Raw genomic sequence first — 8,077 nt, forward strand, 5'->3', positions numbered from 1 at the left:
TTGAAACTCCGGCTCTCCCAGCGTGAATTGTGCGAGGCGGTCTAAGTCAACAGGCGGTTGCATGGAAGAATCGATGGAGGGTGTTGGGTTATCGAGGGTCTGGGGAACTGTAGGGGGTCGTTGGGGCTTCTGGCTTTCTACATTTTCGCTTAAAGTGGTTGGTTTTGAGAGCCATTGACTCAAAACAGAGGCTAGATTTCCCAAATCGACAGGTTTGCTGATGTAGTCATCCATCCCAGCATCTAAACATTTCTGGCGATCGCCTTTGAGGGCATTTGCCGTCATGGCAACGATGGTCGTGTGGCGTTCCTCCCCCTCTCGTTCCCTCAATGCTTTCGTGGTTTCGTAGCCGTCGAGAACGGGCATCAGGCAATCCATCAACACCACATCGTAATCGTCCGCCGACAGTCGCTCGAGGGCTTCTAGACCGTTAGTGGCACAGACAACTCGCCCGATGCCGAGCTGTTTGAGTTGATTGATTATCACTTTTTGATTGATTGGCGTATCTTCCACGACCAAGATTTTCAGCACTTTCAGTCGTTCCGGGGGAATCAGGAGCGTCGAGTTTTCACTTGTTGCCCCACTGAGGGAGGAGCCATCGAAGCTTGCGTTTTCCGGTGCCATGCCGCCAGCGATTCGGGCAATGGTTTCCAACAGCCGGGAGGCTTTCATCGGTTTGAGTACGTATCCTGAAGCGCCCTCCTCCAACAAGCGTTTTACTTGTTCGTGCTGGCGGATCGACGCTTGTACGATCCATTTCGTCTGAGATAATTCTGGATCGAAGCTAATAAATTGACCGAGCATTTCCCCTTGAAGCTTGGGGTTTTGTAAATCAATCGTCACTAAATGGTAAGGGCGCCTGTTTTTTACGGCTTTTCGCAGAGCGGCGACCGCACTTTGGGCGTCTCGAATCCGATCGCACTGGATGCCCCACGCCGCCGCATAAGCCCCGATCGCTTCGGAACTGTTGGGATTGTCATCGACGATCAACAGTCTCAGACCCGAGACCTCGGGAAAGTCGAGGGTTCTGGGGGAGACTTGACGCTGTGCCGGCTCGAATCCGGCTGTAAACCAAAAGGTCGAACCCCGTCCCAGACAACTGGTAACGCCGATTTTTCCGCCCATGAGAGCCACGAGTTGCTTGCTAATAGCCAGTCCCAACCCCGTCCCTCCGTACTGGCGGGTGGTGGACGCATCCACTTGGGAAAAGGAATCGAATAGTTTATTCTGACTTTCGGGTGCGATGCAGATTCCGGTATCTTTGACTTCGAAGCGGAGAACGATGGGCAATTGCATCTGGTCTCCTACATCGGAAGACTCGGCTTCCACCCAAGAAACACCAACGAGCACTTCCCCTTTGACGGTAAATTTAATCGCGTTCCCGATCAAATTGAGTAAAATTTGCCGCAGTCGGGCCGCATCTCCCCTCAGATCGGCAGGCACGCGGCGATCGATAGCTGCAAACAATTCTAATCCTTTACTCTGAGCTTGGGTGGCGAGTAAATCGATCGCATCTTCGAGACAAGTATTCAAGTCAAAATCAATGGTCTCGAGCTGCATTTGACCCGCTTCGAGCTTCGAGAAATCCAAGATGTCGTTGATGAGTAACAATAAGTTCTGACCGCTCGTTCTCAACGTCTTGACAAAGTCCTGCTGTTCTCGATTGAGGGGAGTTTTTAATAATAAGTCCGTCATGCCGATTACCCCGTTCATGGGAGTCCGGATTTCGTGACTCATATTCGCGAGGAACTGAGATTTCATTCGAGAGGCTTCGATAGCGGCTTCGCGAGCTTCGACGAGTTCGTTAATCACTTGAGTGACGATAGCAATGCCGCCAATTTCTCCTTCCGATGCGTACCAGGGTTGAATCGCCCGTCGCAGGTAGAGGGTGGAGCCATCTGCTCGGTTCCAGCTTTCCTCGGGACTAGAGATCACGTCTCCGGCTAAGGCGCGTCGGTCGGCTTCGATCCAAGTTTCTGGCAGATCGGGAAATAACTCGTAGTGCGATCGCCCGATGAGTTGCTCGTCTTGTAGATTGTAATCGATGAGCCATCGATCGCTATGGGCGAGATAGCGCATCTGGCGATCGAGCAAGGCCATGGCGACGGGAACGTTGGTAATAATTTGCCGCAGTTGTTGGCGTTCGGCCAGTAATGCCTGCTCGGCAAGCTGACGCTCTAAAAATAGGGAAATCGCTGTAGCCGCCGCCCGCAACAGCTCGATTTCCAAAGAGTCCCACTCTTTGGGATGGGTATAATGCTCGAAGCCCATGGAGCCAAAAAACCGATCGTTGACGAATAGCGGCAAAATCAGAATTGAATGCAAGCCTCGCTCCACGAGCATCTGACACTCCGATGGGGGAAAATCTTGAGGAACGCCCACGACCTCTTGTCCCTGAGACAGCAGCTCGAGCCAACGGGAACACAAGTCCGTCGCAATAGAGCGTTCTTCCCCCATTCCTTCGGATTCCCAGTTGGGATCTAAAGCGCACCATTGGGCGAGGCGGATGGTTTGTCTGCGGTGGACTTCGCGTTCGCAAATGTAAACCCGGCTCGCATCGCTTGCCCGTCCCAGAGGTTCGATGGTTCTCGAATGCTCGAAGATGCGATCGCCTCCCACGAGTAAGCGACGCTGCACCTCCACCAGAGCCACCAAATAGCGCTCTCGTTTGGCGAGGGCTTCTTCGGCTTGTTTGCGTTCGGTGATATCTCGGGCAATGCCGTCGAGACGAATGGGTTGTCCGCTGCGGTTGGAGATCGAGCGAGCGCGTTCTTGCAGCCATCGAACTTCCCCAGACGCTTTGACAATCCGGAATTCGACGGCATTGCTCCCCATGTCTAGGGCTTCGAGATGAGCCAGATCGTAGCGTTGCCGATCGTCGGGATGGATGCTTTGGCGCCAGAGATCCGGGTCGCGCAGAAATTCAGCGGTATTGCGATTGTAGAGCTTGGTAGCCGCCGAGCTGATATAGAGCAGTGCGCCGTCAGTCACCGAGCGAGACCAAACCACATCGTCGAGGGATGCGAGAATACTATCGAGGCGTTCTTGACTTTCCGCGCGGGCCACTTGGGCACGCTCGCGCTCGCGGGCTTCGATGGCTAGGGAAATGACGTAGGCAAGATAGTTGGCAAAGTTTTGTTCTTCAACGGCCCACGGTCGAGTTGGACCGATATGTTCGTGGCACAGAATCCCCATGGTCTGTCCGCCGACGCGAATGGGGACATCTAATGTGGAGGTAATCCCCAATGGAGCGAGATAGCGCTCGAAATAGTCTTGGGTTCGCGGATCGCTCCCGACGCGATCGACGGCAATTGCGCTTTGGGATTCGATGGCTCGGAAATAATTGGCGCTATTGGCTTTCTCCATTTCATCCCCCTGAGAATAGCAGTCTGGGGTAATTTCGTAGAGCAGACGACAGTGGAGCTTCGATCGGTCTTCGTTGTAAAACCAAACGCTGGTTCGTTCCACGTTGAGAGTTCGGGAGGCGACTTGGACGATTTCCCGCAGGGCTACTTCTAAATCGCCAGAATACAACTGGGGCTTGCTGGCCATCTCCAGCATGGCCAGTTGCTGCTTTCTCAGGCGGATTTCGCTCGCTCGCAGGGCTTCTTCCGATCGCTTGCGATCGCTAATATCGGTAATCGAGCCGACCATACGCATGGGAGTCCCGACTTGATCCCAAAGAGCTTGACCTCGATTGAGTATCCATTTGTAGCTGCCATCTCGGCAGCGCATCCGATGCTCGACGGTATAGTACGGAGTCTGGCGGGCTAAATGCTCGCTTAGGGTCGCCATTACCCATTCTCGTTCGTCCGGATGAACGCGTTCGAGCCATGCCCCGAACCGATCGCCGACTTCCCCGTTCTCGTAACCGAGCATTTCCTGCCATCGAGAGGAAAAAAACATTTCGTTGGAGTTAGGGTTCCAATCCCAAATCCCATCTCCGGTTCCCCGCAGAGCCAGTTGCCAGCGTTCTTCGCTATCTCGCAAAGCCGCTTCTGCCCAGGTGCGTCCGGCAATTTCCGAATCTAGGGCGCTGTTGGCTTGCGTCAACTCGGCGGTGCGTTCTCGAACTCGGTTTTCTAGGTCGTTGTTGACTTGGTAGAGGGCTTCTTCTGCCCATTTGCGTTGCAGTTCGGCTGCGGCGCGGGCGGCAAAAACGCTGATGATATATTGCACCCGTTGCGGGTCGGACAGGGGCTTATCGTCGAGAACGCACAGATTGCCCACGGGTTGTTGGTGGGTGTCAAATAAGGGAATGCCAAAATACGAGACGGCTCCCATCTCCACTAAGTCGAGCGCGTCGGGAAAGTGCTCTTGTAAGCCTTTGGGATAGCACAAGGGTTTGCCCTGGCAGCGCACTTGTTCGCAGGGTTTGTTGGCAATTTCCAATTGGGAGGTTTCCAAAAACCGATCGCCGGTCCACCCGGCCAGCAGTTGTACGCGATCGAGGTTCTCTCGATCGGTTTCGGTCACAAAAGCGTAGCGCACCCCCAAGGCCAATGCCAGATGCCGCACTAAAGCCCGAAAGAATTCTTTTCCCGTCACCGATGCAGTGCCCGCAACAATGTTGTGTAGGGCGGCTTCGGCTCGCTGGCGTTCGGCCATCTCTCGTTCGAGTTGGGAAATAGTTTCTTTGAGTTGCTCGTTTTGCCGACCGACTTTTCGGGCTAAAGCGGCGTTCATTTTGGCGATCGCCGCGTCGTTTTCTCGGCGTTGGGTAATATCTCGACCGACGCAGATAAAGGTGGGATCTTCGTCGAAATCGGAGTAGATCGCCGAACAGGAAAAAGCGATCGGGACGGGTTCGCCGGTTTGAGTCTGACAGACGATTTCCACTTGGACTTTGAGGATTTCTCGATCGTCGGGGGTAGGAAATGACCTTGATTGCTTGCCCAGTTGCAGGAGTAAGTTTAACAACAAGTCAGCATCGGGACTCAGCATCGAAATCGGCTGTCCCATTAATTCGGCTTCGTCGTAGCCGAGCAAGTCTTGAGCGGTTTGATTAGCCGTGACGATGGTGCCTGTGTGGGTCATCATCAGCAGCACGTCTGCCATTTCGGTAATAATTTGGTGCAGGTAGCTGCGAGTTCGCGATAAATTATTCAGCAGGAGTTTGGTTTCGTGAACTTCTTGCACCAAATGCTGTTTGACAAGAGTGCGCTCCGTGGAGTCTTCAAACACCATAAACAGCCGATCGCAAAGGGTTTCATCCGATCCCCCCAGAACGTACAAGTCAAAATAAAACGGACGTTCGGGACTCGAGCGCCGATCGATCGCCGAGATCGTCCAGCGCTGCCGTCGACCGTCTAAAATCCCTTGTAGCTGAGGCTCGATCCCGACAATTTCTGGAAAAGCAGCGCGCACATCTCGACCGATCTGGACTTCTCGATCGACATCTGCAAATTTTCCCGCATTCAGAGACATCTCTACGATTTCGAGATCTCGATCTAAAACGAGGTACTCTAACTGAAACGAAGCCAGAAACTTCTTCAAGATATTACTCATATCTGCAATCCGAGCTGAAACAAAGAACTCCAGGGATGGAAAATGCTCAAGTTTGGGTGGCGAAGTTCAAGCAATATCCCCGATCGCCTATTTTTTAGATTTTATAAATTCATGACAATTTAAGAGATTAACTTTTGAGCGAGTTTTTCAAAGATTTCATCAACATTATTTCCCGTTTTAGCGGATGTGAAATAACTTGAAATAACATTTGGAAAACGGCTAACATCGAAATATTGCGGTATTTTTTCGAGCTGCGATTCTACAACCAAATCGGTTTTATTGAAAGCTACGGCAATCGAACTTTTTGGGTTGACTGACGAAAAAAGGCCAATTCTTTCTTTCAAATTTTCGATGGTTTCGACACGAGTCACATCGGCGACCACTAGCGCACCCGCGGCACCCTGCAAATAGCTCGGAGCAATGGCTTTAAAGCGCGTGTGACCTTCTAAATCCCAGATAATCAACTGCAGCTTAACGGCGTCTTGGCGATTTTCGTTGATGGTTTCGATGGTTTTCCGAGAGATTTTGACTCCCACAGTCGAAAGATACCGATCGCTGAATTCGCGTTCGACGTAACGGCGGATCAGGCTAGTTTTTCCTACCCCAAAATCCCCGACCATACATATTTTTTTAGATATCGTTGCCATTATTACCTAGGGTTTGCCCGTCGGCGGTTTGGATCGGTTCAAAGCGGACACATCGACTTAAAGCTAACGCTTGCGGGTCGCTGACATCGGGAGGAGGTTGAATCGAAGCTTCAGTTATCAGGCGTTCGGGTTCTATCCCCAGATCGATCAAACGATTCTTGAGGACGATCGCTCGTTGCTCGGCCAGAGATAGATTCGCATTTCGATCGCCCGTGATATCGCTATGGCCGATAATTTTGAGTTTAAGGCCCCCATTTTGCTCTAGCATTTGTCCGATGGGTACGATTTTAGCGGCTTCGGTCTCCGTTGGATAGGCGGCACCCTTGTCGAAGTAGATTCGGGTCGTCAAAATCTCGGACTGGCCCTGCAACTCAAAGGTACTCACCACGGAATCGACTCCGGGGATACGATCGAGTGCTTGAGTCAATTGCTCGGCTTGGGTCATTCGCTCGAGGGTTCCTCGCACTCTAACTTGATTGTCTATATAATCTGCCCAAATATCAACGCCTTCGATGTCATTAAAGAATCCGACCGTGCGCCTAACTTCTGCTTCGACGACTGTTGGATTCGGTAATACGTTCGCCGCGAGGATGCTATTGTCAATCTCCCACCGGGGCAATTCTTCCCCAGCCACTCGTTCCGCTAGAGCGCGCGAAAACTCATCGGGTAATTTTCCCGACAGTTGCACTCGACCGCCCCGTACCCGCGCGTGAAGTCGATACACGGCTAGTTCTGGCGTTGAAGACAGAGCCGAAAGTGCCCGTCGTTCGATATGGCGTCCGTAGAGTCGCCAGCCGCCCAAAATTGTGGTTCCCAACAACAGCAGCGCGCCCAGGACTAAAATCGTAGTCGGTCGCGACGGCGAACCTTTTTGCTCGTTCTCGCGCTCGGCAGTATGCATCAAAATTTCCAGATGCTGGTAAATTGGCTCGGGAACCGAGTCGGGATCGCCTTCAAATTCTTCGAGTTGTCGATCGTATTTTCGGACGATCGTCCCGAGGGTTTGCCGCATTTGAGCGATAAACGATTTAGAAGGCTCTCCTTTAATCGATATGGCCAGATAACAGTAGCCAGCCACTTCTAAGACGATCTTCGAGCCACTATATTCAATTTCGTTGAGTTCTGACGTATTGCCGTCTCGAGTCACGCAATCGTTGGCAAAGCTGCGAATGGCCGTGAGCATTCCGGCAATCATTTCCGATTCGAGCTTTTCCCCGGATACGTTTTGCACTTCCGCCACAATTAAACCCGAGGCTTTGTGAATCAGAAAAATCGCTTCTACAATACAGGGCATCGACTCTCGCAGAATCAGTTCCGCTTCGGAAACCCCCTGGACTTTTGCGCGAATCTTGCGTTCGACCCCTTGAATGCTCAGGGCATTTTCGACTTTGGCATTAATCTCTCGAACCGCTTCCCCCATATATTTGGAAATGGTTGCCCCGATCACAGGATAGAGGGCATCGACCATGGCATCCCGTTCGAGTTCGATTTGGGCTTTAATAGCTCGTCCCATTTCCGAACCCAAAGCATCTTTGATGGCATCGCGGTCGAGATGAATTTGCTTTCTAATCGCCGAGGCCACTTCTGGAGCGATGGCATTGGCAACCTGCTCTGGGGAATTCTTAATCTCTTGCGAGATCGCCATGGGAATGACATCGGCGAGGGCCTCGCTTAGGGATTCTAAGTCTTGTTTGCTTTTTTCAAGAAGGACGCGATCGATGATGGGCACCAACATCTCGCAAATACCCGCCTGGGTTTCTTTCACCTGTTGCGTCAGTAGCTCGTTAATTAGAGGTAACAGCGGATCGACTAAGTCGGTGGGTTCGTAAATTTTGCTTTCGAGGCGCTCGATATGGCTTTCGAGTTGGGAGAGCCTCAATTGCATCTGCTCCCATTGCGGCGAGGGTTCGGCGGGGGGTAGC

At 52.2% G+C, this 8,077-nt stretch carries 3 protein-coding genes; all 3 read right to left on the minus strand.

What is annotated here, in order from left to right:
• Positions 1 to 5,508 (minus strand): PAS domain S-box protein (locus IQ235_RS12515; protein WP_264321793.1); only part of this gene is annotated, 5,508 nt, incomplete at its 3' end.
• A 119-nt stretch (positions 5,509 to 5,627) separates the two neighbouring features.
• Positions 5,628 to 6,155: a Rab family GTPase gene (locus IQ235_RS12520; protein WP_264321794.1), complete on the minus strand. Its 528-nt coding sequence runs from the start codon at positions 6,153 to 6,155 to the stop codon at positions 5,628 to 5,630.
• On the minus strand, positions 6,139 to 8,077 hold a 1,939-nt coding region (locus tag IQ235_RS12525; protein WP_264321795.1), incomplete at its 5' end, for an OmpA family protein. The genes IQ235_RS12520 and IQ235_RS12525, both read right to left, overlap by 17 nt.

The organism is Zarconia navalis LEGE 11467 (assembly GCF_015207075.1).
GTDB classification, from domain to species: Bacteria; Cyanobacteriota; Cyanobacteriia; order Cyanobacteriales; family Geitlerinemataceae; genus Zarconia; species Zarconia navalis.

Excerpts from the sequence above, each read along its gene's own strand:
- IQ235_RS12520 (WP_264321794.1), bottom strand. The coding sequence starts at position 6,155 with ATGGCAACGATATCTAAAAAAATATGTATGGTCGGGGATTTTGGGGTA.